This window comes from Nocardia transvalensis (genome assembly GCF_015477765.1).
GTDB lineage: Bacteria > Actinomycetota > Actinomycetes > Mycobacteriales > Mycobacteriaceae > Nocardia > Nocardia transvalensis_A.
The window spans coordinates 74430-100572 of the sequence record NZ_JADLQQ010000002.1; the positions used below are offsets into that span (position 1 = coordinate 74430).

Below are 26143 nucleotides of genomic sequence, written 5' to 3' on the forward strand. Positions count from 1 at the left end.
GCCTCGACTTCCAGGAAAGACCAGCGCAGGCTGGAGATATGGAGTGGGCCGCATTCGAGAAGGCCGCGCCGGCGCTGGCCCGGCGAGTGCGTGATGGGTTGGCGCGCTCGGGTTTCGGTTTGGTCGGGACCATCCGGCGCGACGGGACACCCAGGATCAGCCCGGTCGAAGTGCACCTCGTCGGTGCGCAGCTGATGCTGGTCATGGTGGCCGATACGCAGAAGGTGCGCGATCTCGTCCGCGATCCCCGGGTGCTGGTGCAGACGCCGGTGACCGACCCCGATACCCCGGAGGACGAGATCGCGCTTCGCGGCCGCGTCCACGAGATCACCGACGCACAGCAGCGGGTGGCGACCGCGGAGACGGTCCATGCGCACAGCGGCTGGCGCCCGCGCGACTCGTGGCGCTTGTTCGCCGTCGATCTCGACTCGGTGAGCTGCATGCAGTGGCGCAACGACGAACTGCGGCTGATGCGGTGGGACACGGCGCACGGCCTGCGCCCGACCGAGCGACGGAGACTCGATATGGAGGCCAGCCGTTACGTACCGATCGGGCAGTGAGACCTCACAACCCCGAATCCCGCCGCGACGCACGGGATTCGGGGTTGTCCGGATCAGTGGACCAGCGCGGGCTCGCGCTCGCCCGACTTCTCGAAGGTGCTGGACCGGTTCGGCAGCAGGACCGCCATCGCGATCACCAGCAGCGACAGCGCGGCCGAGACACCGAACGCCAGACGCATGCCGTCCAGGTGCGCGCTGGTCGGATCGGCGCCGTCCGCGACCAGGGCCGTGCTGCGGGCGGACATGACGGTCACCACCAGCGCGGTGCCGAGGGCGGCGGCCACCTGCTGCAGCGTGCCCAGCATCGAACTGCCGTGGGAGTACAGGTGCTGCGGAAGCGCGCCCAGGCCCAGGGTGAAGACCGGGGTGAAGGCCGCCGCCAGCGACACCATCAGCAGGATGTGCAGGGCCAGCAACTGCCAGTACGGCATGGACATCGAGATCTGGGTGAAACCGGCCAGCGCGGCCGTGATGCCGAGCGCACCGGGGATCACCAGCGGACGCCCGCCGAACCGGTCGAACAGGCGGCCGACGGTCGGGCCCAGCAGACCCATGGCCATGCCGCCGGGCATGACCAGCAGGCCCGTCTGCAGCGGGCTCAGCCCGCGCAGGTTCTGCAGATACAGCGGCAGCAGGATCATCGAGCCGAGCATCGCCAGGAATGCCACGGACATGAGGATCAGGCCCTTGGCGTAGGTGCCCGCCAGCAGGATGCGCAGATCCATCAGCGGGGCGCCGATGCGCTGCAGCCGCAGCTGACGCCACGCGAACACGCCGATCAGGGCCAGTCCGGCGACGACGATCAGCGCGGGCGCGGTGATGTTGGTGGTCTCGAACCGGCTGAGCCCGTACACCAGGCCGCCGAACCCGAGCGCCGCGAAAGCCACGCTGGACCAGTCGATCGCGCCGGTCTCCGGTTCGCCGATATTGTCCAGCCGTCGCAGGCCCAGCCAGGTCACCGCCGCGGCGATCGGGAGCACCAGCACGAACAGCCAACGCCACGAGGCGATCTGCAGCACCAGGCCCGACAGGACCGGTCCCATGGCCGGAGCCACCGAGATGGCGAGGGTGACGTTGCCCATGACCCGGCCGCGGTCCTGTTCGGGCACGACCGTCATCAGGGTGGTCATCAACAGCGGCATCATCACCGCGGTGCCGCCCGCCTGGATGATCCGCCCGATCAGCAGCACCGCGAACGACGGTGCGACGGCCGACAGGGCGGTGCCGGCCAGGAAGACGCCCATCGCGATCGCGTAGGCGCGGCGGGTCGTGACCCGCTGCAGGAACCAGCCGGTGACCGGAATGACGGCGGCCATGGTGAGCATGAACGCGGTCGACACCCATTGCGCCGCCCGCTCGGTGACATCGAGATCGGTCATGAGGCGCGGAATCGCGTTGATCATGACGGTCTCGTTCAGGATCACCACGAAGGTCGCGAGGACCAGCAGGCGAACGACTGTCGGGGTCCGTCTGCCCGGACTGGTGGATATTTCGGCGGACAACGGTACCTCCGTGGTGCTCAATGTACGTGGGATGACGTGTGGGCCGATGCGAGCTCCGGCTGCCCGGCACCACACGTGATCAGACGGGAACAGTTCGCTCAACTCATCGGCCGCGCGCCAGTATTCCTGTTCGCACGGCGGCCGATCATCTGATTTTGTTGCGTCGACGGCCGCCTTATGTCGCTGGAATTGCCTGATCAGGAGGGCTTTTCGCCCCCTGGGTGGAGCTGAGGTGACACTGGTCACGGCCACCGGTAGGAAATCTCGATAACGCTTGGTGCGTGTTGGTCCTGCCTGCGCATTCGGCTGGTGATAATGAGCGAGTGGTTACGTCGTCGAGAGCCGCGCGCGTGCCGATGATGCTGGTGGTGCTGTCGATGGTGGTAGGGGCGATGGTCGCCCCGGCCTCCGCCGAGGCCGCCGGACCGTCGACGCGCTACACGATGGTGGCGTTCACCAATCTCAGTGAAACCGACGTCGACGTGTACGAATCCGGCGACGCGACGCGCTTTCACCCCGTCGGCCTGGCGGCCTATCGCCCGCCGTTCGGCCTGGTGCGCGACCCCGATCTGATGCGCCACCGCGACGGCTTCTACTACATCGTCTACACGACCGGATGGGACGGCAACACCATCGGGCTGGCCCGCAGCCCCGACCGGGTGCACTGGACGTTCATGCTCAACTACCCGGTGCCGCTGTGCTGTGTCGGCCTGCCGGGTACCGGGTCCGCGTCCGGCCCGGCCAGTCAGTCCGCCGCATTGGACCCGCTCACCCGCGCCATCGCGACCGGTTCGGCAGCGGTCGGATTGGGCGCCAGCGGGTCGGCGCTGTCGCCGTTCGTCACCCACGCCTGGGCGCCCGCCTGGTTCGTCGACGGCGACCAGGTGAACATCATCGTGTCGCTGTCGAGCGGCTACGACTTCGTGCCGTACATCATGACGGCGCTGGACCCCGCGCTGACCCTGTGGAGCATGCCGACGCCGCTGGCGGGCATCGGCCCGAACCACATCGACACGACGATCGTGCGAGACGGCGGCCTGTACCACGCCTTCACCAAGAACGAGACCACCAAATTCATCGAACACGCCATGGCGCCGACCGCCGCGGGCCCGTACCAGTTCGTCGGGACCGACGACTGGGCGGGCTGGGGCAGCCTGCGGGAGGGCCCGTCACTGGTGCGGCTGGACGACGGCCGATGGCGCATCTTCATGGACAGCTACGTCGACCACCGCTACTTCTACAGCGACAGCGTCGCCGGATTGGACGCGTGGGGTCCCCTTCAGGAACTGCCCGACCTGTCCGGCAACGTCCGCCACTTCAGCATCCTCGCCGAACCCGACTGACCTCTCGACATCCACGAACCGTCCGGCGCGGTCCTGGTTGCGCGCACGAGTCGATTCGGTTGCCCGCGGTGACATCTCGGATCCTGTTCGATCACGACGCCCGCACCGGCCGCCCACGACGGCGAGAGCGGCCTACGCTTGCTGGTGAATGGCTGAATATTTTCCGATGGGCAAGGGGCGCAATGACCTCGACACTGCCTGCTTTCGACAAGGTCGAGGTGGCCGCCGTATCGACACTGTACGACGCCGAACGGGCCGACCAGCAGGTGCATATGACCGTCGCCCTGGCGGTGATCGCCGGTGGGGTGACCTATCTCGGTGTGGTGGCGGGGCAGTTCCACCAATTGAAGCACTCCGATTTCTGGGCGGTGCTGCTGCCGTTCCCGCTGTGGATGATCGCGGCCTTTCATGTCCTGCTGATGGCGGCCATCGTGACCCGGAACAAGTCGATCATGCTCCTGGAGGCCCGCCTGTACGCGGCGACCCGGCTCGCGGCCTTCGAAATACCGGCCGACGCGATCGGGCGGGCGCGCCTGCGCAAGGTGACCGATTTCGTGCCGCAGCGGTGGCCACTGAAGATCCAGAGCCTGATCACCTACGGCGGTATCGGCCTGACACTGGTGAGCTTCACCTGCTTCTGCCTGTGGAACGCCCACATCGTGCAGGGGTGGACATTCATGGTCGTGGCCGCCATCCCGTTCTATCTCGTGCTCAGCGGATGTCTGTTGGCCGCTTGGTACACCGTGCTCACCCAGCGGGTGTGAAGGGGGTTGCCGCACCGCGGTGTTTGCTGCCCATGCCCCGGGGTAGTCGTGTCCAGTGGGATGGACGCGGATGGATGCCCGGGCGGGACCGAAGTCGCCATGATTCGGGTCTTCCTGGTCGATGACCACGAGGTGGTCCGGATGGGGTTGCGGAGCCTGATCGACTCCGAGCCCGACCTCGAGACCGTCGGGGAGGCGGGAAGCTGTGCGGAGGCGCTGGCGGTGATCCCGACCCGGCGACCGGATGTGGCGGTGCTGGACGTGCGGCTGCCCGACGGCAGCGGCGTGGAGCTGTGCCGGAAACTGCTCGACGCGGTGCCCGATCTGCACTGCCTGATGCTGACCTCGTTCATCGACAATCGGTCGGTGCTCGACGCGGTCCTGGCCGGTGCCAACGGGTTCATGGTGAAGGACATCGACGGCAGCGACCTGCTCGACACCATCCGGGCCGTCGCGCAGGGCCGATCACAGCTCGACGAGCGCGCCGTGGAGGTGCTGCTCGAGAAGCTGCGCGCCGATGCCGGTCGCGGCGCAGGCCCGCTGGGCGAGCTCACCGACCGCGAGCGTGAACTGCTGCGGTTGCTCGGGGAAGGGCTGACGAATCGGGAGATCGCGGGGCGGCTGTTCCTGTCCGAACGCACGGTGAAGAACTATGTCTCGCAGTTGCTCGCCAAACTCGGTCTGGACCGCCGCACCCAGGCGGCGGTGCTGGCCGTCGAACTCGGACTGGTCTCCGACCACAGTTGACCTTCCTGTTCCCGGCGTCCTCTTGGCCATGTGTCATACGAACTCGTGACTTTCGGAGCGATGTCGCGGGTGCGTTGCTCTGACAACACTGGAAGGGCATCCATCCTCTCCGAAAGGACGTCACCGCCGATGAGCCGCGCTTGTCCCGGTATCGAAACGGTCAGGGCCGCAGTGGGATTGGCCCAGCGGGCCCCCTCGGTCCACAATTCCCAACCATGGCGGTGGCGCCTGGTCGCCGACACGCTCCACCTCTATGCCGACGCCACACGCCATCTCGCCGCCACCGACCCCGACCAGCGCGCCCTGGTGCTGAGCTGCGGCGCGGCCCTGCATCATCTGCGGGTGGCGCTGTCGACGCTGGGTTGGGCGGCCGAGGTCCGGCACCTGCCGACCCCGCACCGCCCCGACCATCTCGCCGCGATCCGGCTGACGCCGCACCGCCCGACCGGTATCGATATCGGCCTGACCGCGGCCATGCTGCACCGGCGCAGCGATCGCCGCCGGTTCAGCTATGGGCAGCTGCCGCGCAGGCACACCGAGGCGGCCGCCAAATACGCCGCACGATTCGGCGCCACCGTGCGGCATGTGCCGGAATCGGCCCGGCCGCAGCTGGCGAAACTGATCCGCATCGCCGCCGAACGCCATGCCGACGACGCGCTCTATCAGGTCGAACTCGCCACATGGAGCGGGCGGCGCGGGGACTGCGACGGCGTCCCGGCCCGCAATACCGCGCCCGTGCGCGCCGATGACGAACTGCCGGGCCGTTGGTTCACCAATCCCGCGCTGCTCGATCCGGCGGGCGGCTCCGACGACGCGCAATGGTCGATGATCTGCACCGCGGCCGACGACCGTCGTGCGCAGCTGCGCGCGGGCGAATCGCTGAGTGCGCTGCTGCTCGCCGCGACCGATCTGGGACTGGCCACGTGCATTCAAACCGAACCGCTCGGCATCCCCGACCTGCGCGAGCAGATCCGCGCCTCGATCTGCGACGGGGCGTACCCGCAGGCGATGGTGCGCACCGGATGGGTGTCGACCGGCGCCGCGCCGCTGCCGGAGACCCCGCGCCGCAGCCTCGAGGAGGTGCTCGCCGCGGCGGGCGTCAGGCGGTGATCCCGGCGATGAGTTCGTCGCGGCTGTTGACGCGGGTCTTGCGGTAGATGGATTTGAGGTGGTCGTTGACCGTGTAGTGCGACAGTTGCAGCAGCCGCGCGATGCGCATCACCGGCAGCCCCTCGAGGGCATGCTCGACGACGGTGTACTCGCGCGGGGTGAGGCCGTACCAGGCGGCGATCGCGGGCATCACCAGCGACCTCGGTGCGGCCTGAACGGTGATCGCGACCGCGGTCCGGTCCTGCTGCGTCGGCTGGGCGTGCAGCGCCACCCAGCCGCTCGGGGTGGGAACGCGGCTGACCACCGCCTCGCCGCAGCGCCGAGTGTGACAGGTGAGGTCCCACAGGATTCCGTGTAGATAATCGTGGTCGACCTCGGGGCAGTGCCGGGCCAGCTCGGCCAGCCACGGTTGCGCCGACGGCGTCGACAGGGTGATGCGGTCGTTCGCGTCGACCACGAGCACCCCCGGCGGCAACGTCAGCCGCGCGGGCCGCAGGGCCTTGGCACCCACGAACCGCTCGAGCGCGGTGGCCAGCGCGGGAACCAGCCGCTGGGCCTGGCTCTGCTCGGTCGCCGAGAACGGGCGGCGGCTCAGTTCGCGCACGAGAACCACGGCGCCCCAGGCCATCCCGCGCCCGGTGAGGGCGATCCGCATTTCGCTGCCGAAGCCCTCGGCGACCATGACCTCGCGCAGGTGAACGCCGTGCCGTTGGCCGGGGGTGCCGACGCTGAGCACACGCACCCGGTGCGGGCCCTCGGCCAGCTGCCGGAACGGGTGCACGTCCCGGCCCAGCGCATCTGCCAGCTCACGCCGCACCGCCGCGGTGCTGTAACCGTGCCGCGTGCTGTGGAAACAGCCGACGCCGGACAGCGGGTCCAGCCCGACCAGCATGTAGCCGTCGTGCGGCACCACCCGTCCGAGCGCCCGCGACAGTTCGATGCCGAGTTCGGCGACAGTCCCCGCCTCTGCGCCGACCTCCGGCAACGTCCGATGTGTCGACTCGACCCCGGCCACGGGCTCAGTATCCCCACTGATCGGCGGGGCTGACAGACCCCAATTGTGTGGACTGTGCGGGTTAACGGCTCACGCGCTCCCGGGGTACCAGCACCGCCAGCAGTGCGACGAGGACGCCGCCGCCGAACAGGTACAGCCCCCAGGTGCCGTCGAGCAGGTGGCGCCAGTCGTCGCGGAGTTGGCTGTCGAACCGTTCGTCCAGCCGCCAGGCCAGCGCCGCGAGGGCGACCAGACCGGCCAGCACTCCGAGCCAGCCCAGCGCGCGGGAGCCGAACAGGGACGCCAGCATGACCACCGTGGCAATGCAGAGCAGGACCAGCGTCAGCGACGTCTGCAGCGGGGCGGCCCGGTCGGCGAGCTGATCGAGGGACTGACCCGCGGGTAACCCGTCCCGCAGGTCGACCAGGCGGACGTCGCGGGCCTGCAGCGGGCCGACCAGCGGGCCGAACGCCCCGACGGCCATGACGATCGCGCAGGCGAACAGCACCAGGTGTACGAATGTGCGCATACCTCCACGGTATGGCCCGGGGCGGGCCGAGTGTGGGAGGATAGCCCGGAATTCACTACAGTTAGCGTAGTAGCACGTGCCGATGGCGGCGAGGCAGGAATGCGCGGGGCCGGTCGCTACGGTGAGCGGTGTGACCAATCCCGTGGCGGCCACGTTCGACCTGCTCGGCGACCGGCTGACGCTGACCATCCTGCGGCATGCCTTCGTGGGCCGGGTGCGCCGATTCAATCAGTGGCTCGACCGCACCGGCGCACCGCCGGCGGTGCTCAGCGCCCGGCTGGGCGCGCTGGTGGAGGCCGGAGTCCTCGCGCGCACACCGCAATCCGGCAGCAGCGACCGCGTCGACTACCGCCTCACCGACCTCGGCCTGGCCACCTGGGAGATCCTGGTGTGCGTCTGGGCGTGGCAGCGGGAATGGACCGACGAGGCGGCGCTGCTGCCGGAACTGGTGCATCGCGACTGCGGGCACCGGGGTCCGCCGGTGCTGATGTGCCGCACCTGTGGGCGCGTCGTGACCACTCACGACACCGACGTCGAATTGGCGCCGGATGCGCTGTGGCACCTCACCTCCGGGCGGCGCCGCTCGGGGCGGCCGGTCGACCCGGCCCGCGGCGACGCCCGCTTCGACGAGATCATGGAGGCGATCGGGGACCGCTGGAGCGCGGTGGTCACCGGCCTGGCCTTGGCGGGCGTGCGCCGCTTCGGCGAATTCCGTGCGGCACTGGGCATTTCGCCGACCACGCTCACCGAGCGGCTGTCGCGGCTGTGCGCGGCGGGCATCCTGCGCCGCGCCGGTGACGGCGGCCGCGACTATCGGCTGACCCCGCGCGGCCGGGCGCTGTTCGCGGTGTTCGCCTTCCTGCTGGCCTGGGCCGATCGCGCCCATCCCGGCGGCCCCGACTCCGGCCTGCGCATTCGGCACCGCGACTGCGGCGGCCCGCTGTACCCGGCGCTGCGCTGTCGCGGCTGCGATAATCGCCTCGAGCGCACCGACATTCGATGGGAGCCGGTGAGCCCGGCCCTGCTCGCGCGATGGACCTCGGCCGAATCTTGACAGTCTGCGCTGAGGCGCGTATCACTTCATTAAATGTAGTTCGTGCCGGTGTCTTGCCCGCCGGGTCTGGGGAGAACAGTCATGACGCTGAAGGAAGAGCTCATCGCACCGGCGGCCGAGGCCCTGACCAATCCGTATCTGGAGGGTCCGTACGCGCCGTGTGCCGAGGAGGTCACCGCCACGGATCTGCCGGTGCTCGCCGGGGAACTGCCGAAAGATCTGGACGGCGTCTACGTTCGCAACGGGCCCAATCCGCAGTTCGCGCCGCTGGGCCGCTATCACTGGTTCGACGGCGACGGCATGTTGCATGCGGTTCATTTCGAGGATGGCAGGGCCACCTATCGCAATCGCTTCGTGCGCACCCGGGAGTTCGAGGCCGAGCGCGCGGCGGGGACGGCGCTGTGGCGCGGGGTCATCGAGCCGTGGGACGACAACCCGCCCGGCGACCGCCGCGAACGCAATTCCGCCAATACCGATCTGGTGTTCCATCACGGCAATCTGCTGGCGCTGTGGTACCGCGCCGGGAAGCCGTATGCGCTGGATCCGGTGAGCCTCGAGACCCGGGGTGTCGACACCTTCGGCGGCACGCTGCCGGGGGAGGTGTCGGCCCATGCGAAGGTCGATGAGCAGACCGAGGAATTCGTCTTCTTCGACTACGGCATCCACGCACCCTATCTGCGCTACGGCGTGGCCGACCCGTCCGGGACCGTCACCCACTACACCGGAATCGAACTGCCCGGCCCGCGCCTGCCGCACGATATGGCGATCACCGAGAACTATTCGATCCTGATGGATCTGCCGCTGTACAACGACCCGCGGGCCGCGGCGGCCGGGCGGTTCAAACTGTTCTTCGATCGGGAACTGCCCAGCCGGTTCGCGGTGCTGCCGCGCCGGGGCGAGGGCGCCGGCGCGCGCTGGTTCGAGGCGAAGCCGGGCTACATCTACCACACCGTCAACTCGTGGGAGGACGGCGACGAGATCGTGATGGTGGTGTGCCGGGTCTCGCGCCCGAGTCCGGTCTCGGATCGTGCGCATCCGCTGGCACAGCTGCTGGCGTACCTGCGGCCGGAGGCGACGCTGTACCGGTACCGGTTCAACCTGCGGACCGGCGCCACGGTCGAGGAGCAACTCGACGACGTCAACACCGAATTCCCGGCCATGCATCAGGGCATCGTCGGACGGCCCAGCCGCTGGTCGTATCAGATGCGGCTGTCGGTCGACCGGACCATGCTGTTCGACGCGGTCGTCAAGTACGACGTGCGCACCGGGGCGGCGCAGACCCAGCCGTTCGGCGACGGGATCTTCGGCAGCGAAGTGACCGTGGTCCCACGCCCGAACGCGGCGGCCGAGGACGATGCGTGGCTGACCATGTTCGCCTACAACAGCCATACCGGGCTGGCGGAGGTCTGGATCTACGACGCCGCCGATCTCGCCGCGGGGCCGGTCTGCCGCCTCGGCGTTCCGGTCCGGGTGCCGTTGGGTTTCCATGCCACGTGGGTCAGCGGCGAGCGCATGCGCGCGGCCGCACAGCCGGTGGGGTGACAGTGACGACACCGACCGGCCCTCGGCTGAGCGTGAGCCTGCCCTACTGGCAGGACCGGGATCCGCTGGATGCGCTGCGGATCGCCGAGGCCGCCGACAAGTTCGGTTACGACCGCCTGTGGGTGGGGGAGATGGCGACCTTCGACGCCTTCGCACTGGCCACCGCCATCGGGCAGGCGCCCGGTCGAATTCCGCTGTGCGTGGGGCCGTTGGCGGTCGATGTGCGTACCCCCGCCACTATCGCGATGGGCGCGGCCAGCGTCGCCGCGCTGACCGGGAGGACGGTGGACGTCGCGCTCGGCAGCTCGAGCACGGTGGTGGTGCAGCAGTGGCACGGACGCGAACGACGGCGCACCGCAACACATCTGGAGGAATCGGCGCGCATCGTGCGGGCCATGCTGGGCGGGTCCAAGGTCGACTTCGACGGCGCGGTCGAACGTAGCCACGGCTATCGGCTCCGTCTGACACCGCCCCATTCGGAAATCACCGTCGCCGCATTCGGATCCCGCGCGCTGGCGGCGGCGGCCCGGGTTGCCGACCGGGTGGTGCTGAATCTCGTGACGCCCCAGCAGGTCTCGCGGTGCGCCGAGCTGCTCCGACAGCACGCCGGTCGCACCCGCCCGTCCCTCTCGGTCTGGGTCACCGCCGCCGCCGACCCGACCCCCGACCAACTCGCGACCGTCCGCCGCGGCGTGGTCGCCTACCTGCGCGCCCCCGGCTACGACACCATGTTCACCGAGGCGGGCTTCGGCGATCTGGTGGAGCAGGCCCACAATGGCACCCACCCGCGGGATCTGTTCGCCGCCACCCCGGACGAACTCCCCGCCGCCGTAGGCATTTTCGGCGATTCGGCCGCCCTGGACCGCCGCCTCGCCGACTATCGCGCGGCAGGCGCCGACGAGATCGTCATCGTCCCCGCCACCACGCCCGCCGACCCCGGCGGCCACCAGACCCTCTGCGCCCTTGCGGAACTCGACCATGACGGCGCGAATGCCGCCATCGCGCGGGGCCTGCGTGGCAGGGTTGTGGAGGCGGGTGGGCATCGAGGGGGAGGGTAACCATGGCCGAGGCCTACATCTACGATGCTGTGCGGCTGCCGCGGGCCCGAGCGCGCAGGGGCGGGGGGACATTGGCGGAGGTGCCGCCGTACGAGTTGTTCGGGCAATTGCTGACCGCCCTCGAAAACCGCTCGTGCCCACCGGAATCGGTGGACGACATCATCGTCGGGGTCGGTACCGTGACCGGGGAGCACGGCGGGGATATCGCGCGGGCCGCGGAGCTGTGGGCGGGGTGGCCCGATTCGGTTCCGGGCGGGGTGGTGTCGCGGCTGTGCTGTTCGGGCCTGGACGCGGTCGAGAGCGCGGCGGCGCAGGTGGCGGCCGGGTATGCGGACGTGATCGTGGCCGGGGGAGTGGAATCGATGTCGCGGGTGCCCATGCTGTCGGATCGGCCGGGTATCGCGGTGGACGCCGACCTCGGGGAACGCACCGGATTCGTGACGATCGGTGTGTCCGCGGACCTGACCGCCGCCGCGCACGGGATCACCCGCCCCGAACTGGACGCCTACGCCGTCCGGTCGCACGAAAGGGCCGCCGCCGCAGCGGTTTCGGAATCCATGGTGCCAGCGCGCAAGGGTGAGACGGTGCTCTTGGCCACCGACGAAGGCGCCCGGCCCGACGCGAGCCGGGCCGCCTTCGCCGAGCTGCCGCCGCTGTTCGGCGACGATCCGACCTGGGAGCGGGTGGCCCGCCGCCTGCCCGGCTCTCCGCGCCCCGCCGACGGACTGCACACGCTGGCGACCGCGCCGCAGCTGGCCGACGGCGCCGCGGCGATCGTCATCGGCAACCGCCGGGCTGCCCGCACCCTGGGCCGCGCGCCCGTGGCGCAGATCGTCGGCACCGCCCAGACCGCGGTGCGTTCACCCCTGCTGACCGCGCCGATCGCGGCCGCGCGCACGGCGCTGCAGCGCGCCGGAATATCGGTCGCCGACCTCGATGTGGTGGAGGTGAACGAATCCTTCGCCGTCACACCGCTGCTGCTGATGCGCGAACTCGACCTGGACCCCGATCGCGTCAACCCGTCCGGCGGCGCGGTCGCGGTCGGGCATCCGCTCGGCGCGACCGGCGGCATCCTCATCACGCAGGCACTCGACGCACTGACCCGCAGCGACGGCGAATACGCACTGATCACCATCCCGGCCGCCCTGGGGCTGGGAGCGGCATTGGTGCTGCGCCGCCTCACCTGACTCCGCCAAGCAGCATCGCCCGACCATCCGAGGGAACCCATGCCCGATTCGCCAGCCCCGGCCGCCACGCCGCGCGCCCATCGCCCCGCACCCACCTGCCATCCGGAATCGACCGTCCGCGAGTACCTCGACCGCGGCTGGTGGACCTCCGACACCCTGCCGCAACTGCTGCGGCAGCGGGCCGCGGCGACGCCGCACGCACCCGCCATCACCGATCCCGCCAACCTGGCCGACCTCACCGGAGCTGCGCCGCGGACCGCGACCTGGCGCGAATTCCATGACTACACTGCCGATCTCGCCGCCGTCCTGCTGGCGCACGGCATCCGTCAGGGTGACCCGGTGGCGGTGCTGCTGCCCAATTCGATCGCCTTGGTGGCCACCTATTGCGCGCTGTGGCGCCTGGGCGCGGTCGCGACACCGATGCCTGCGTCCTATCGCCGTCACGAACTGTCCGGGATCGTCGCCGCCACCGACGCGGTCGCCATCGTCACCACCGGCATGCTGGCCGAGCGCCGGCCGGCCATCGAAGCCCTGGAGGTCGCCGACGGGCGGCGCACGGTCTTCGCCTTCGGTCCCGAGATCCCCGAAGGTGCCGTCACGATCGACGATTTCGGCGCGGCAGACCGAAACCGCGTGGCGGACTACGAGTCCCGGCTCACGGTGACGGTGAACGACAGGGTCACCGTGTGCTGGACCAGCGGCACCGAGGCCGCCCCGAAGGGCGTGCCACGCTGTCACGGAGATTGGCTGGCAATCGGGCGCGGTGCCCAGGATGGCCTGCACATCACCTCGGATTCGGTGCTGCTCAACCCCTTTCCGCTGGTGAACATGGCGGGCTTCGCCGCGTCACTGCTGCCGTGGCTGCTGATCGGTGGACATCTGGTTCAACATCAACCATTGGACCTGCCGGTGTTCTTCGCTCAGATCGCCCGCCACCGCGTCACCCACACCAGCATGCCGCCGGCGCTGCTGACCATGCTGCTCGACAACGAAACCCTGCGCGCCCGAGCCGATCTGTCCTCGCTGCGCCGCGTCGGCTCCGGCGGTGCACCACTGCCGCCGACGGTGGTGCGCCGCTGGCAGGAGGAGCTGGGGATCGAGGTCGTCAACTTCTTCGGCTCCAATGAGGGCGTCTGCCTGCTGGGATCGCCCGCCGACATCCCGGACCCGACGCTGCGCGCTCAGCATCTGCCGCGCTACGGGGCACCCGGGGTGCGCTGGTCCACCGGGCTGGCCGACAGCACGGAGGTGAAATTGGTCGATCCGGCCACCGGTAGTCAGGTGACCGACCAGGGCGGGCGGGGCGAGCTGCGGCTGCGCGGACCGGCCGTCTTCGGCGGCTATCTGCCGGGCACGGCCGCCTCCGACCCGTTCGACGAGGACGGGTTCCTGTGCAGCGGAGATGTTTTCGAACTATGCGGCCCCGACGGCCGATATCTGCGATTCGTCGACCGGGTGAAGGAGATCATCCTCCGCGGCGGCATGAATATCGCACCGGCCGAGATCGAGGCGCTGCTGATCGACCATCCCGCCGTCGCCGATATCGCCATCGTCGGCTATCCGGACCCGGTCCTCGGTGAACGCTGCTGTGCGTTCGTGGTTCCCGCACCCGGCGCCACGGTGACTCTGGCCGATCTGGTGGCGCACCTGCGCGCCCGTGACGTGGCGTCGTTCAAGCTGCCCGAACGCATCGAGCTGGTCGACACGCTGCCGCGCAATCCGGTCGGCAAACTGCTGCGGCGCCACCTGCGCCGGACTCTCGACACCGGGAGCGAATAGCCATGTCCGCCGGCACTGTTCATATCCTCGGTGGCGCCCAGACCGACTTCGCCGTCAACTGGCATCGCGCCGGATACGGATTCGACGCGCTCGTCGGCGAGATCGTCACGCGCACACTGGACGACACCGGCATCGATGCCGCCGATATCGAGGTCGTCCACGTGGGCAACGCCTTCGGGCAGCTGTTCACCGGACAGGCCCAGCTCGGCGGCATGCCCGCCACGGTCGTGCCGCAGCTGTGGGGTGTGCCCGCCACGCGGCACGAAGCCGCTTGTGCCTCCGGCAGTATGGCCGTTCTGGCGGCGATGGCGGATCTGGAATCCGGACGCTACGACTGCGCCCTGGTACTGGGCGCCGAACTCGAGAAGACCGTGCCCGGCGCCCAGGCCGCCCGCTATCTGGGCGCCGCGGCATGGGCCGGACACGAGGCGACCGATACCGACTTCGTGTGGCCCCAGATGTTCGCCGCCGTCGCCGACGAGTACGACCGCCGCTACGGCCTGGACTCCACGCATCTGCGGGCGGTCAGCGAACTCAATATCGCCAATGCCCGTGCCAATCCCCTTGCCCAGACCCGGAATTGGCGGTTCGGCCCGGACAGCTTCGGCGAGGACGACACCGCCAATCCACCGGTGGCGGGACGGCTGCGCCGCCAGGACTGCAGCCAGATGACCGACGGCGCGGCCGCGGTCGTCCTGGCCGCCGACCGATTCCTGCAGCGCCGCACCGCACTACCCCCGGACCGTCGTGCCGTGATCGCAGGGTGGGGCCACCGGACCGTCGGGCTGCCGCTGGAACAGAAATTACGGGTGGGCGCCGACGACCCGTACGTCTTCCCGCACCTGCGCCGGGTCGTCCGCGACATGCTCGACCGGGCCCGCCTCGCCGATATCACCGACGTGGACGGCGTGGAGGTGCACGACTGCTTCTCGATGTCGGAGTACGCGGCCATCGACCACCTCGGCCTCACCGCAGCCGGCGAGAGCTGGAAGGCCATCGAATCCGGCGAGATCGCCCGCGACGGCCGCCTGCCGATCAATCCGGGCGGTGGCCTGATCGGGATCGGCCACCCGGTCGGCGCCACCGGCGTCCGTATGCTTCTCGATGCCTACAAGCAGGTCACCGACCGGGCGGGCGATTATCAGGTCCCCGGTGCCCGCCGCTTCGCCACGCTCAATATCGGCGGCAGCATGACGACCGCCGCGGCATTCGTGGTGCAGGCGATCGAGTCGTAACCCCGTCAACGGCCGGCCGGGCCGAACCACGACGCCAGCACGGCGCGCAAAGCCGTTGTGTCCGCGCCGGATTCCTCGTCGACCCAGGCGACATAGCCGTCGGGGCGGATCAGCAGGGCGGTGGGGACGGCGATGCGGCCGACGCCCGGGACGGTGACGCGCGTGTCCGCGCAATGGGCCGCAACCACATCGACGTGGTCGGCCCATGCCTCGATGCTCGCCGGCAGATCGGGACGGTTGTCGAGATCGACGAGCACCGGGCGGGCGGTGTGCAGCAGCTCGGCCACCCGCGTGTCACCGTCTTCGGTCTTCAGGTCCAGATCGGGCATGCGGCGGCCCACCATCGGATGCTCGTCGCCGAGCGGGTAGCGCAGGTCCAGGGCGCTGATCATGCCACCGAGGTAGCGGTTGACATCGTCCATGCCGACCAGGGTCGAGAACACCTCGCGCAGTGCGAGAGTGTGCGTGTCGGGGCGGCCGAGGGCGGTCTGGGCGCGGGTGTTGTGCAGGACTCGCGCCGCCACCGGATGCCGTTCGGATTCATAGGTGTCGAGCAGGGCGCCGGGTGCGCGGCCGGTCGCCACCGCGGCCAGCTTCCAGCCCAGGTTCACCGCATCCTGAACGCCGAGGTTCAAACCCTGTCCGCCCGCGGGGTAATGAATGTGGGCCGCATCGCCCGCCAGCAGCACGCGGCCGCTGCGATAGCGGTCGGCCTGCCGGGCGGCATCGCCGAAGCGGGAGACCCAGCGCGGGCTGTGCATCCCGAAATCGGTTCCGGCGATGCGGATCAGCGCCCGGCGCAGGTCCTCGATATCGACCGGGGCGTCGCGGTCGGCCACGTAGTCGTGTTCGGTGGTCACCACTCGATACCAGCCCGGCTCGAAGTCCATGACGGAATAGGTGCCGTGCTCGCCGTACTTCTGGAAGACCCGCCCGGACGGCGGGTCGGCCAGCTCGACATCGCCGAGCAGCGCGGTCATGCTCGCCTCCGAGCCGGGAAATCCGATGCCCGCCAGTTTGCGCACCGCGCTGCGGCCGCCGTCGCAGCCGACCAGATAATCCACCCGCACCCGCCGCGTGCCCGCCGGTTCGCGCAGCGTCACCGTGACGGTCTGGTCGTCCTGTCCGAGGGCGATGACCTCGCTGGACCACTGCACGGACACACCGAGTTCGGTGGCGCGCTGTTCGAGGAGCCGCTCGATGACGTTCTGCAGGACCACCAGCGTGTACGGGTATCGGGTGGCGAAATCGCCGAAGTCCAAACGGATTCCGGAGAAATGCCCGGCCTGCATCGGCCGCCCGGCGGCGAGGAATCGGTCCAGGATCCCGCGCTGATCGAGCACCTCCATCGTCCGCGGATGGATACCACCGGCCCGCGATTCGCCGCTGCGCCCGGTCAGCCGGTCCACGATCTGCACCTCGACCCCGGCCAGCCGGAGTTCGCAAGCGAGCATCAACCCCGTCGGCCCGGCCCCGGCGATCATGACGGTCGCCATTCCGACCACCTCCTTAACAACGTTCATTGAACGATGTTAAGCATGTACTGAACGATGTTAGGCTGTCAACCGTGCCGAAACCGAGGAATTCCGGAACGGGGAAGATCACCGCCGAGATGGTCGCCCGTGCCGCGCTGGAGCTGTTGAACGAGGTCGGACTCGACGGGTTGACGATGCGGCAGGTGGCGGCTCGGCTGAATGTGCAAGCGGCGGCACTGTATTGGCATGTCGAGAACAAGCGGCAGCTGCTCGACGCGATGGCCACGACGATGTACATCGACGCCGTCGAGGGAATGGAGGCGCCGCGGCGCGGGGAGAGCTGGCAGCAGTGGGTGATCGTCTGGGCCACCCGGCTGCGCCGGACGCTACTGCGCTACCGCGACGGCGCCCGCGTGTTCGCCGGAACCGCCACCGACGATGCCGCGGTCTACCGCACGACCGAATTGATCCTGCGCACCCTGCAGGACGCCGGATTCTCACTCCGCGATGCCGCCCGCGGCTTCCCCGTCGTCCTGCACTACGTCATCGGCTTCACCATCGAGGAGCAGGCCCGAATGGGCCTGGACTACGGCAACGACAACCCCTACCGCCCCGGCCACCTGGCTTCCTCCATCGACTCGCAGCGTTTCCCCCTGACCGCCCAGGCCCACCCCGATCTCTTCGCCGCCGACACCGACACCCCCTTCACCGACGGCCTCCACGTGATCCTCACCGGCCTCCGCTCGACCTACCTGAGCGAATGACCTTCCCGGGTCAGGGCCGGGCACGCTTCTCGCTGACGGCGGAGGCCCCGCGGGCGGCGAGGATGACCGTGACGAGGAGGACCGTCACCAGTTGCAGGGTGTCCCAGCCGGGGGTGGGGGCACCGGAGACCGTTTCCTCGGCGTGGGGGCGGGGCATGGCGACGACCGGGGGTGTGGATGCCGCTGGTGGTTCGGCCGGAGCGATGGGGGCCGCCACCGGGACCGGCGCGGCCGGGGCCAGCGGCGGGGGCGGTGGAATCGCCAGGGGGAGTTCGGGTATGGGAGGGGGAGTGGGCACCGCCAGCAGGCACCACAGCAGCGTGCTGCCGGTGAGGGCGCTGCCGACGGCGGCGCTGCCGAGACCGGATGCGCTCGAGCCCGGGCCCGCGCCGATCATCACCGAGCCCGCCGAGCCGACCAGGAGCGAGACCCCCGACGCCATCAGCACCGCGCTGCCCGACCCCGGGGCGATGAGCAGCGGGCCGAGCAGGCCGCTCCCCGCCGCCGAGCCGAGCAGCAGCGCCGAACCGCCGAGCATCGCGCTACCGGTGCAGGCGGCGAGGGCGCTGCCGCTGTCCACTCCGAGGGCGGCCGGGGCCGCGCCCCTCGCGACCGCCGGGGTCTCGGGAGCCTTCTCCGGCTCGGCCGTCCGCGCGGGAGCGGCGGGCGGTGCCGCGGGGCGCACCGGCCGCACCGTCAGTGGGATCTCCACGGCCTGCTGATTCGTCGACGGTGGCCGCGTACCCGCGCTGCCCGTCGAGATATCGCCCAGCAGCGGCGGATTCGGCGCGGGCGGATCGGCGGTGGTCCGACCGGCGAACAGCACCGCAGTGGGTAGTAGTGCACCGGCGACCACGAGATGCCTTGCGGTCGCCCGCTTTCGCTGACCGTAGGATCGGAAACACTTGCGCGAGAACTTCATTCGCCGACGGCGCCCGAAGGGCCGGTGCTGTCCTGGAACTGGGACCGGGCGTGGACGAAGGCATCCTTCGAGATGTCGATGACACCGGTGTACGGCCGCTCCAGATTGTGGATCGCCAGCAGTGTCGAGCCGATTACGACGCCCAGCAGCGCGGTCATCGCGACGCTGCGCCGGGTGACCTGGACCCCCGTCAGCACCGGATTCAACACCACCAGGATCGCGCCGAGCCACATGGTCACATAGAGGAAATGGGGAATCACACCCTCCATGTCCAGGGCTCGGTCGTGGCGCGCCTGGGTCGCCTGGTCGAGGCCGTCGAGCGCCCGGGATCGGGCATCGGCGGCGGCAGGAACCGTCGCCTGCACAGAGGTGACGGCGTTGCGCAGCGCCTCGAGCGTCTCGCCGGTCGAATCGCTCAGACGGTTCTGCTGCTCCATCGACGGCCACTCCTCGGTGAGCACCTGATCGGTATAGCTGCGCACCAGGTCCTGAACGTGCTGTCGGTCCGGTGCGGGCAGGTCCTCGGCCGCCCGGTAGACCTCGACCAGCCCCTTCGCCTCGGTGACGGTGTGCTGGTGCGCGCTCTGGTGCTGCTGCCAGCAGACCACGAACACGAAGGCCACCACGGCGGTGAAGAACGTCTTGGCCAGATCGAGCGCCAGCGCACCCGCCGACTCGTCACCGGCCTGCCGCCACGAGTTCGGCCGCAGCCAGTCCCCGACGACGAAGGCCACCGCCGCGGCCACCCCGGCCCCGGCCGCAATCAGCAATTCCTGAGCCATCGCGCTCCACTCCCCGTCGTCGGGTCGACAAATTACGCGTGCACGGATGAAACGCCGAGGATATCCCCCGGCCTCGATGCGGACGAAACGGCTACGGAGAAGCCTAGTCCCGGCCCACTGCCTGCATGTTCGGGAAGTTATCGAAGTGTGACCGGGAGCCGAGAGGAATGAGCTAGTTGGTGGCTACTTCGTGTCGGCGCTCGGGCGGCGCGGGGACCGGCTCGGCGCTCGCGGCAACCACGACGGTGTTGCCGCCCAGCCGTTTCGCTCGATACATCGCGGCGTCGGAGTCGCGCAGCAGCTGGCGGTAGGTGGTATCGGAGTAGTGCGTATCCGGGTGGGTCGCATCGAGGACCGCCACGCCCACGCTGGCGGTGATCGTGACCGGAAGATCGGGCATCGTCTCGATCGCGCGGCGCAGCCGATCTCCCATGGCGGCGGCGTCCTCACGCAGGTAACCCACCACCACGAACTCCTCCCCGCCGGTACGGGCGAGAATCGCGCGATCGACCGCACCGCGCAGACGCTGCGCCGTGCGTATCAGCACCTCGTCGCCGAAGGGGTGGCCGAAGGTGTCGTTCACGGTCTTGAACCGGTCCAGATCGATCGTGGCGACGTACATCGTCCCGTGCGGGCAGCGGCCGATGCGTGCCGACAGGTAGGAATCGAGGCCGCGCCGGTTCATCAGGTCGGTCAGCGGATCGGACAGGGCGTCGACCCGCAGCAGCCAGTTACAGAACTGGACGAAGGGCAGGATCACCGCGACGACGACCACCATGACCAGAACGATCGTGATGCCCAGGGCCAAATCCTGCCGGCCGGTGCCGCCCTGTCCGCCGCCCGGCAGTCTGCCGGTGGCGATCAGGACCGCCAGTATGACGCTCGTCAGCACCGACCATCCGATGTGCAGGGCAAGGATGCGCGGTCCGTGGAAGACGGCGACATATCCGCCCATCGCCATCAGCAGAACGACGCCGAGGACTCCGATGGTGCGGTCGTGGACCAGCAGGACATTGGCGGTGGCGTCGATATCGAACAGGGCGATCCACACGATCGACTCGGCCTCGCGCGGCCACGGCAGCAACCACCACCGCAGTGTCCATGCCCCGGCGAAGGCGGCCTCCACCCAACCCTGCACCTCGTACACCGGACCGTCCACGTCACCCTGTGCCATCGCGGCCAGCAACGCGGTCACCAGCATAACGATCCCGCCGGCGCCCAGCATGAATTTGAATCGGCCCAGCGCCCCGCGAGCGTCGAGAGTTTCCACCAGCCAGTGATAATCGACCTGGTCGCGCCACCAGGTTCGAAACATCGGTCGGCTGTCGGTCATCGAGCTTCCGCCTTGGGTCGGCAACGGAGTCGAGCATTTGCCCAGGGATGTCCCCGGCGATCCGATACGGCGTGCTGATCGAGGTTATGGCGAATGCCGGTCACATGCAATGTGAGGTCATCCATACCCGGTTCTGACCGGGGCGTTCGCTGCAGGATTGCCGAAGCGAACGATCAGCCGAGGCGAACGGGGAAGGCCGCGAGGTCGTTCTGGGTCAGCACCGGCAGGTTGCGGATCTCCTCGGCGGGCACGGCCAACCGCAGACCGGGGAAGCGGCCGAACAGGGCCGGGACCGCGATCACCGTCTCCAGGCGCGACAGCGCGGCACCGGGACAGATGTGCGGGCCGTGGCCGAAGGAGATGTGGCGGGCGGCGGTCGGGCGGGTGAGGTCGTAGTCGTCGGCGTCGGGGCCGTGCACGGTGGTGTCGCGGCCGATCGCGCGGTAGGACATGACAACGCCGTCGCCCTTCGCGATGACGGTGTCGCCGACGCCGATGTCCTCGGTCGCGAATCGCATCAGCAGGTGAGTCACCGGGCCGTCCCAGCGCAGGGTCTCCTCGATGGCCTGTTTCCACTCGTAGTCGCCGCGGCGCAGCAGCTCGAACTGGTCGGGGTGACGCAGCAGGGCCCGCACGGTGGTGAGGATGAGCGAGACGGTGGTTTCGTGCCCGGCCGCGACGAGCGCCTTCAGATTGCCGACCACCTCCTCCTCGGTCAGCGGATCGCCGCCGTCCTCGGCGAAGATGAAGGCGGAGGTGAGATCGTCACCGGGCTGGGCGGTCTTCTTGCGCACCATCTCGGTGAAATAGGCGTCCAGGTCGTCGATCACCCGCAGCCGCTCGCCCTGCGGGGTCAACAGCGAGAAGAACGCCTTGTACCACTCGAGCAGCATGGGCTGATCGGCGCGGTCCACACCCATCAGCTCGCTGACGACCCGCATGGGCAGCGGGTAGGCGAACACCGATTTGAGGTCCACGATCGCACCGCCGCGACCGGCGCGTGCCAGATCGTCGAGCAGTTCGGCGGTGAGCCGCTCGATCACCGGGCGCATCGTGTCGAGGCGGCGCGGTGACAGGGCCTGGGTGGTCTTGATCCGCAGCCGTCGATGTTCGGCGCCGTCCACGGTGAACATCGACCGCCCGGCGTCGATCATGCCGATCAGCGGCCACTGCCGCGTCACGACTCCGGACTGCCACAGCGACCACGCAGTGATGTCCTTGACCAGCCGTTGATCGACCAGCAGTTGCCGGGCGAGCGCATGGGTGGTCACCGTCCACGCGGGCACACCCAGGAGCTCTATGCGGGCCAGCGGTCCCGCCGCGCGCAATCGGCTGGTCTCACCGTGCAGATCGCCGATCATCGGGTCGATCACGATGGTTTCCGCGTGCGGACATGGCCGGCTCATCGGGCACCTCCAGCGGTCCGAGACACGAGGCCCCGGACCTCTCCGTCTGCACGGGCTGTCTCAAAAACCCAGACCGCCAGGCGATTTCGAATTGTATGCATGAGCATAACTCGGCCGCGGTTACCCTGGCGCCCGAACGGCACGCGGGCCGGAACCGTACGAATCGGTCGCCCTCGAGTACCGGATCTCACACCGTGTTTGCCCGCCAGATGCGCGGGAACGCCTCGAACATGAACGGACGAGGCGAGCCCGGCGAGGACATGTTGAGTTCGACCGAAAGCCTGGATTCCGACGAGGTGCGCAACGACGACGGCGATGCGGTTGTCGCTCCGCCCGACGACTGGACCGGCGCCGACCGGTACGGGATGACGTCGCGGGAGCAGCGGGAAGGACAGCCGCTGGCCGATCGGCTCGCGCAGGAGGAGCCCGACGTCGGAGCGGGCCGGTCCCGCGAGGACGACGGCGGGACCGCTGCCGAGGGTATCGACGCGGTCCGCCCGGACACCCGCGGGCACGCGGCGACACCCTCGCGTCAGCACGCCGGCCAGATCGACGACACACCCGAGGACGGTGAGTCCTTCTATCCGGTGGAGGAATAACCGGCTCCCGGTCCGAAATCGACCCCCTTCCTCGATGATTCGACCGCCGGTCGGCACGGCGATGTGCAATGTTGTTATCGCCCAGGGTGATACCGCACCGGCGAGCCGAGGCGGGAGGCATCGGAAAGGGGGTGCGGCGAGGCCATGTCGGAATCGAAGTTCAACGGGCCGCGTCGGACCGGCGAGATCGGCGGCACCGCGGGGGCCGTGCCGGTCTGGCCGGGAATGATCCCGCCGTCGCAGCCGCGCCGCCGCCACGCCCGCCCGCGCCCGCACCACCGGCACCGGATGATGGTCGGGACGTTCGCGATGATCGGGACCGCGGCCGTGGTCGGCGGAATCGTGTTGGCCCGGGTGGAGGCCGGGATTCAGCCCGAGGCGCTGGTGAGCGCCGCCGATCCGATCCTCGGTGGCGGTCCCGGCTGCGAGGCCACGCGGACCGCACAACTGGTGCGCGGCAACGGAGTCGGCTCGACCGCCTCCGGACCCGACGCCATCCTGGCCTTCCAGCACGCCTACTACGTGGCTCGCTCCGGGGGGCTGGCCCGATCGGTCACCACCGCCGACGCCTGGGTCTCTTCACCCCAGGTGATCGACCTCGGCATCGCCACCGTCCCCGCGGGAACCCGGCACTGCGTCCAGGTCGCCCCGCTCCCGGACGGCCGGTTCGACGTACAGGTCACCGAGACCCGCCCCGACCGGTCCACCCGCACATACCGTCAGATCGTCACGGTCGCGGACCGTAACGGCACCACACTGATCACCCGCATAGATGCACCCCGTCCCACCCGCTGAACCCACCGGGCCCCTGTCCTCGCCACCTGCCGCCGTCTCGGCCTGGGCCCCTTCGGTATTCCGGCGGGTCTCGTCGATTACCGGCACGGAGCTCGCCTCGGCGGCGATCGGTCGGTACTGTCGGTAGCGACACCCCGACCGAGTGGTTGGTCGGGAAAATAGCAAAAGGTCAGGCGAGACGAACGGGGTGCTGATGGACGACCGGATCGAGCAGTGGGTGGCGAAACTGGATCTGGCGGCGAAATTGCGGCTCATCTCCGGGGCGGGGATGTTCCGGATGGCCGGTGAGCCGGCCATCGGGCTGGCGGCGATGCCGATCTCGGACGGCCCGTCGGGAGTGCGCGGCGAGAACTGGGACGAGCGGGACCCCTCGGTGAGCCTGCCCTCGGGGACGGCCCTGGCCGCCACCTGGGACCGGCCGCTGCTCGGTGAGATCGGCGCCCTGATCGCCGCGGAGGCACGCCGCAAGAACGTGCACGCGGTACTGGGACCGACCATCAATCTGCATCGGTCGCCCCTGGGCGGCAGGCATTTCGAATGCTTCTCCGAGGATCCGATGCTCACCGCCGAGATGGCCGCCGCGTACGTGCGGGCGGTGCAGGAGCACGGCGTGGCCGCGTGCCCGAAACACTACGTGGCCAACGATTCCGAGACCGACCGCTTCACCGTCGATGTGCGCGTGGACGAGCGCGCCCTACGCGAACTGTATCTGTATCCGTTCGAACGCAGTGTGCAGGCCGGGGCGTGGATGGTGATGGCGGCCTACAACTCCGTCGCCGGTGTCACCATGACCGAGAATTCGCTGCTGGACGAACCGCTCAAGGGCAGTTGGGGTTTCGACGGCGTGGTGGTCTCGGACTGGACCGCGGTGCGTTCCACCGAGGGCGCGGCGCGCGGGACCGATCTGTGCATGCCCGGCCCGCCCATGCTGTGGGGTGAGCCGCTGGCGGAGGCGGTTCGAGGCGGCACGGTGCCGGAGGCGGCGATCGACGAGAAGGTCCGCCGCATCCTGCGTTTCGCCGTCCGCGTCGGCGCGTTGGACGGAACGCCCCGCCCCACACCGGAATTCACCGACGAGAAGGCCCAGCAGCTGGTGCGCCGAGCCGCCGCCGATGCCATGGTGCTGGTCCGCAACGACGGCGTGCTGCCGCTGCGCCCGGACACCACGGTGGCCCTGCTGGGCCCGGGTGCGGCCGAGCCGCGGTTCATGGGCGGCGGCAGCGCCACCGTGATTCCCGGTCACACCACCACCCCGCTGGAAGGTTTGAAAGCCGTTGTGCCGGTGGTTCATACACCCGGCGTGCGGGTCACCGACGGCCTCGCGCCGGTACCGGTGGAGCTGATCACCGACCCCGAGACCGGCACACCCGGGCTGAGCCTGCGCTATCTGGACGGCGAGAGCCTCATCGACACACAGCACCGCACGGCGGGCACGCTGGTCCTGTTCGGCGACGCGTCGGCCGCGCGGGCGTCGGCCGTCCAGCTGCATGCCCGGCTGCGCGCCGATGCCGACGGCGAATGGCGGATCGGGGCGGCGGCGATCGGCGGGGTGCGTGTCGAACTCGACGGCGAAACCGTTCTCGACGAGACCGTCGCACCCGAGAGCGCCGATCCGCTGAACGCGCTGATGGACCCACCGCAACGAGCGGTGCCCCGCACGCTGGCGGCGGGGCAGGAGGTCGACGTGCGGATCACCGTCGCCACCCCGCAGGCGATTCCGGGACTGGGCGTACTGCTCGGCGTCACACTCGGCATAGTTCGGCCGCGGCGCACCGAGGACGAGGAGTTCGCCGCGGCCGTCGAGGCGGCACGCACCGCCGACGCGGCGGTCGTGGTCGTCGGCACCACCGAACTGATCGAAAGCGAGGGCGCCGACCGCACCACACTGCGCCTGCCCGGTCGGCAGGACGAACTGGTCGCGGCGGTGGCGGCGGTCAATCCGCGCACGATCGTGGTGGTGAATTCCGGTGCGCCGGTGGAGATGCCGTGGCGCGACGAGGTGGCCGCGGTGCTGCTGTCGTGGTTCCCCGGACAGGAGTTCGGTGCCGCGCTCGCCGACGTGCTCACCGGCGCCCGCGAGCCCGGCGGTCGGCTGCCCACCACCTGGCCGAAGACCATGGACGAGGTTCCGGTGCTGAGCACGACGCCGGAAGGCGGCACGCTGCGCTACGAGGAGGGCGTGCACATCGGCTACCGCGCCTGGCTGCGCGGCGGCCTCGAGCCCGCCTACCCCTTCGGATACGGACTCGGCTACACCAGCTGGGAACTGAGCGACCTCGCCGTCTCCGGTCACACCGCCACGGTCACCGTCCGCAACACCGGCGACCGCCCGGGCAAGCAGGTGGTGCAGGCGTACCTGTCACGTCCGCACAGCGCGCTCGACCGGCCGGTGCGGTGGCTGGCGGCGTTCGAGACGCTCACCCTCGGCCCCGGACAGTCGCGACGGGTGGATATTCCCCTGCCGCACCGAGCCTTCGAACACTGGACCGCCGACGGCTGGGCCACCGAGCCCGGCCCCTTCACCGTGCACATCGGCACCTCGGTGTCGGACCTCCCGCTGCACGCCGAGATCGCCTGACCGGGCGAATATACCGACAGCCGCCGTTGCGGGCTTTTTGCTGCTCGGTCGCCTACGCTCCCGTGCAGTGGCAGCGGTGGCGTAC

At 69.7% G+C, this 26143-nt stretch carries 23 protein-coding genes; 15 read left to right on the forward strand and 8 right to left on the reverse strand.

Annotated features, from left to right (window positions below; translation table 11 throughout):
• Window positions 1–38 precede the first annotated feature (38 nt).
• Window positions 39–560 (forward strand): pyridoxamine 5'-phosphate oxidase family protein, encoded by a 522-nt coding sequence (locus IU452_RS04280; RefSeq protein WP_195107589.1) that lies wholly within the window; start codon window positions 39–41, stop codon window positions 558–560.
• Window positions 561–613: 53 nt separating this feature from the next.
• Here the strand turns inward: IU452_RS04280 and IU452_RS04285 are convergent, their stop codons facing one another.
• On the reverse strand, window positions 614–2062 hold the full coding sequence (locus IU452_RS04285; RefSeq protein ID WP_228816632.1) for an MDR family MFS transporter: 1449 nt from the start codon (window positions 2060–2062) through the stop codon (window positions 614–616).
• A 356-nt stretch (window positions 2063–2418) separates the two neighbouring features.
• Between IU452_RS04285 and IU452_RS04290 the strand changes: the two genes are divergently transcribed.
• The 4 genes from IU452_RS04290 (at window position 2419) to IU452_RS04305 (ending at window position 6026) form a co-directional block, all read left to right on the forward strand.
• A complete protein-coding gene (locus IU452_RS04290; protein WP_195108233.1) occupies window positions 2419–3405 on the forward strand; it encodes an arabinofuranosidase in 987 nt (328 codons plus the stop codon).
• Between the two features lie 182 nt (window positions 3406–3587).
• Window positions 3588–4169: a hypothetical protein gene (locus IU452_RS04295; RefSeq protein ID WP_195107590.1), complete on the forward strand. Its 582-nt coding sequence runs from the start codon at window positions 3588–3590 to the stop codon at window positions 4167–4169.
• 99 nt (window positions 4170–4268) lie between these two features.
• Complete coding sequence (locus IU452_RS04300; protein WP_195108234.1) at window positions 4269–4916, forward strand: response regulator transcription factor; 648 nt, start codon at window positions 4269–4271, stop codon at window positions 4914–4916.
• 129 nt (window positions 4917–5045) lie between these two features.
• On the forward strand, window positions 5046–6026 hold the full coding sequence (locus tag IU452_RS04305; RefSeq protein WP_195107591.1) for an Acg family FMN-binding oxidoreductase: 981 nt from the start codon (window positions 5046–5048) through the stop codon (window positions 6024–6026).
• Here the strand turns inward: IU452_RS04305 and IU452_RS39115 are convergent.
• Together IU452_RS39115 and IU452_RS04315 are read right to left on the reverse strand one after the other, a co-directional pair.
• Window positions 6016–7041: a helix-turn-helix transcriptional regulator gene (locus tag IU452_RS39115; RefSeq protein WP_195107592.1), complete on the reverse strand. Its 1026-nt coding sequence runs from the start codon at window positions 7039–7041 to the stop codon at window positions 6016–6018. The genes IU452_RS04305 and IU452_RS39115 overlap by 11 nt on opposite strands.
• A 61-nt stretch (window positions 7042–7102) precedes the next feature.
• Window positions 7103–7549 carry a hypothetical protein gene (locus IU452_RS04315; RefSeq protein WP_195107593.1) on the reverse strand — a complete coding sequence of 149 codons (447 nt, stop codon included), beginning with the start codon at window positions 7547–7549 and terminating at the stop codon, window positions 7103–7105.
• A 130-nt stretch (window positions 7550–7679) separates the two neighbouring features.
• On the opposite strand from IU452_RS04315, the gene IU452_RS04320 reads away from it, so the two are divergent.
• The 6 genes from IU452_RS04320 to IU452_RS04345 all read left to right on the forward strand — a co-directional run bounded on the left by IU452_RS04320 (window position 7680) and on the right by IU452_RS04345 (window position 15404).
• Complete coding sequence (locus IU452_RS04320) at window positions 7680–8603, forward strand: helix-turn-helix domain-containing protein (RefSeq protein WP_324192435.1); 924 nt, start codon at window positions 7680–7682, stop codon at window positions 8601–8603.
• A gap of 81 nt (window positions 8604–8684) precedes the next feature.
• Window positions 8685–10145: a carotenoid oxygenase family protein gene (locus tag IU452_RS04325; protein ID WP_195107595.1), complete on the forward strand. Its 1461-nt coding sequence runs from the start codon at window positions 8685–8687 to the stop codon at window positions 10143–10145.
• 2 nt (window positions 10146–10147) lie between these two features.
• A complete protein-coding gene (locus tag IU452_RS04330) occupies window positions 10148–11203 on the forward strand; it encodes an LLM class F420-dependent oxidoreductase (RefSeq protein ID WP_324192436.1) in 1056 nt (351 codons plus the stop codon).
• Window positions 11204–11205: 2 nt separating this feature from the next.
• Window positions 11206–12390, forward strand: coding sequence for a thiolase family protein (locus IU452_RS04335; protein WP_195107596.1), 1185 nt, complete (start codon window positions 11206–11208; stop codon window positions 12388–12390).
• Window positions 12391–12429: 39 nt separating this feature from the next.
• Window positions 12430–14169 carry a class I adenylate-forming enzyme family protein gene (locus IU452_RS04340; protein ID WP_195107597.1) on the forward strand — a complete coding sequence of 580 codons (1740 nt, stop codon included), beginning with the start codon at window positions 12430–12432 and terminating at the stop codon, window positions 14167–14169.
• Window positions 14170–14171: 2 nt separating this feature from the next.
• Window positions 14172–15404 carry an acetyl-CoA acetyltransferase gene (locus IU452_RS04345; RefSeq protein WP_195107598.1) on the forward strand — a complete coding sequence of 411 codons (1233 nt, stop codon included), beginning with the start codon at window positions 14172–14174 and terminating at the stop codon, window positions 15402–15404.
• Between the two features lie 5 nt (window positions 15405–15409).
• Here IU452_RS04345 and IU452_RS04350 read toward each other — a convergent pair whose 3' ends face one another.
• Window positions 15410–16927: an FAD-dependent monooxygenase gene (locus IU452_RS04350; RefSeq protein ID WP_228816634.1), complete on the reverse strand. Its 1518-nt coding sequence runs from the start codon at window positions 16925–16927 to the stop codon at window positions 15410–15412.
• A gap of 44 nt (window positions 16928–16971) precedes the next feature.
• Here IU452_RS04350 and IU452_RS04355 point away from each other — a divergent pair, with 44 nt between their 5' ends.
• Entirely contained in the window at window positions 16972–17643 is a 672-nt protein-coding gene (locus IU452_RS04355; RefSeq protein ID WP_324192437.1) for a TetR/AcrR family transcriptional regulator C-terminal domain-containing protein, read from the forward strand.
• A 10-nt stretch (window positions 17644–17653) separates the two neighbouring features.
• On the opposite strand, the gene IU452_RS04360 is transcribed toward IU452_RS04355, so the two are convergent.
• From IU452_RS04360 to IU452_RS04375, 4 genes are all read right to left on the reverse strand, one after another.
• A complete protein-coding gene (locus IU452_RS04360; protein ID WP_195107599.1) occupies window positions 17654–18499 on the reverse strand; it encodes a hypothetical protein in 846 nt (281 codons plus the stop codon).
• A 62-nt stretch (window positions 18500–18561) separates the two neighbouring features.
• Window positions 18562–19347, reverse strand: a complete 786-nt coding sequence (locus IU452_RS04365) for a DUF4239 domain-containing protein (protein ID WP_195107600.1) — start codon at window positions 19345–19347, stop codon at window positions 18562–18564.
• Window positions 19348–19519: 172 nt separating this feature from the next.
• Window positions 19520–20680 (reverse strand): sensor domain-containing diguanylate cyclase, encoded by a 1161-nt coding sequence (locus tag IU452_RS04370; protein ID WP_195107601.1) that lies wholly within the window; start codon window positions 20678–20680, stop codon window positions 19520–19522.
• Window positions 20681–20853: 173 nt separating this feature from the next.
• The gene (locus IU452_RS04375) at window positions 20854–22086 is read right to left on the reverse strand and encodes a cytochrome P450 family protein (protein WP_195107602.1); all 1233 of its coding nucleotides are present in this window, start codon (window positions 22084–22086) and stop codon (window positions 20854–20856) included.
• A gap of 230 nt (window positions 22087–22316) precedes the next feature.
• Here IU452_RS04375 and IU452_RS04380 point away from each other — a divergent pair, with 230 nt between their 5' ends.
• The 3 genes from IU452_RS04380 (at window position 22317) to IU452_RS04390 (ending at window position 26058) form a co-directional block, all read left to right on the forward strand.
• A complete protein-coding gene (locus tag IU452_RS04380) occupies window positions 22317–22685 on the forward strand; it encodes a hypothetical protein (protein ID WP_228816636.1) in 369 nt (122 codons plus the stop codon).
• Between the two features lie 144 nt (window positions 22686–22829).
• A complete protein-coding gene (locus IU452_RS04385; protein WP_228816638.1) occupies window positions 22830–23480 on the forward strand; it encodes a hypothetical protein in 651 nt (216 codons plus the stop codon).
• Between the two features lie 193 nt (window positions 23481–23673).
• On the forward strand, window positions 23674–26058 hold the full coding sequence (locus IU452_RS04390) for a beta-glucosidase family protein (RefSeq protein WP_195107604.1): 2385 nt from the start codon (window positions 23674–23676) through the stop codon (window positions 26056–26058).
• Window positions 26059–26143: the final 85 nt, after the last annotated feature.